This is a genomic window from Shewanella sp. Sh95 (genome assembly GCF_001308045.1).
Taxonomy (GTDB): domain Bacteria; phylum Pseudomonadota; class Gammaproteobacteria; order Enterobacterales; family Shewanellaceae; genus Shewanella; species Shewanella xiamenensis.
In genome coordinates this window covers 1-1,439 of sequence record NZ_LGYY01000035.1, presented here as the reverse complement: position 1 = coordinate 1,439, position 1,439 = coordinate 1, and the positions used below count along the sequence as shown (strand labels likewise).

Here is a 1,439-nt window from a genome sequence, read left to right as displayed (position 1 = left end):
ATTTACCTGTGAGGCTTTTACCTGATTGCAGATCTTTAAGGGCTTGTTCGAAGTTAAAAGGTTGGGTCATGTGTCATTCCTGTTTTTGAATATTTTACTGAAATGACACAGAATTATGAACACTACCGATTAAAACTAGCGCCGCTTCCCATCGCAGAGTTACACCGTCTACATGAAACGATTATGCCACCACAGTATTTTCTCGTAGAAAAGCCACGAAGCCATCGACGCTACAGTCAAACACAATGCGAACTTGTCGTCAGTTCATTATTAACCGCCCTCACGCCTTTCAATACGCGAGTCAGTCAATAATCCCCAAAAGCATGGATGCTTGTGCCACTATTTACAAAAGCTTCAATTGTTAAATTTAAGTAAATAAAGCGCATTCTCCCTCTGTACACTATGATTCTCAATAGTTGTTTTTGTTTTATTTTTCACTGTAAAAAAGCATTTGATAAATGTTTCATCAGTATCTTTAAGTAAAATTAATTGAAAATTAATCTCAACAAATTGTTAAAAACAAAAATAACATTCTGCAATCCATATCTCACTTTTACCGTCAGATTCTAATTTGCGAAATACTTAATTTCACATTTTAGAATTTCCATTTTGATGTGTTAAATCACTGTTCACATATCAGATACAAACTTATAAATACCACTTTATAAGTAGATTGTTCGACCTATAGTAGAGTCACTGCACACGCAGTCTTATAGAAAGAAAAAGGGACGCGATGATGAAAAACTACAATAAATCTCTACTGGCACTAGCTCTCACTAGTGCCTTGTGTTTAACCGCCTGCGGGGACGGAGAAGACGGGCAAGATGGTGCACCCGGCACGCCTGGAACACCTGGTACCCCTGGAACACCGGGCACGCCTGGTACACCAGGGTTACCCGCTGGTTCTTTTGCTAAAACCGCAGAATCTATAACCGATCTGAAATTTACTCTTAGCCCAGCTGATATCAAAGTCACCAGCAGCGAAGGCTTCAGTGTTAAGTTCAGCTTAACCGGAAAGAGCGCAGGCAAAGATGTTCCTTTTATGGGACTCGATAAAATTGCGATCTACTCTTTAACGGCAAATGACAATACGTCAGGCACTGGTGCGCCAATTCAATGGCAAAACAATGCTACGGCAAACAAAGCGGGTAGCTCATTAACTTGTACTCTAAACGGCCTTAACGGTACTAAGAATGCTTGTAAATTAACTGAAGATACTGCAAACCCTGGTACATACACTGCCACTTGGACTTACGATGGTGCTGCACCGATCATTAATCCAAATGATAACCCTAATGCAGTACACAGAGTACTGAAGGATCCCCTCATAAATCAGCCATAGCATAGCCATATTTGAGCAACTGATTGGCGAATAATACCCAGGCCGCCAGCAATTCTTTCTCCGTGATTTGATAATCAGGCCGCCTGAGTACCTCCAA

General features: G+C 40.8%; 2 pseudogenes. Both read left to right on the top strand.

The features are described from left to right. Positions 1–129: 129 nt before the first annotated feature. A pseudogene (locus tag AEA42_RS23075) lies at positions 130–312 on the top strand (LysR family transcriptional regulator); the annotation flags it as partial. 421 nt (positions 313–733) lie between these two features. Continuing rightward, positions 734–1,312, top strand: a pseudogene (locus AEA42_RS03105) (cytochrome C); the annotation flags it as partial. Positions 1,313–1,439: the final 127 nt, after the last annotated feature.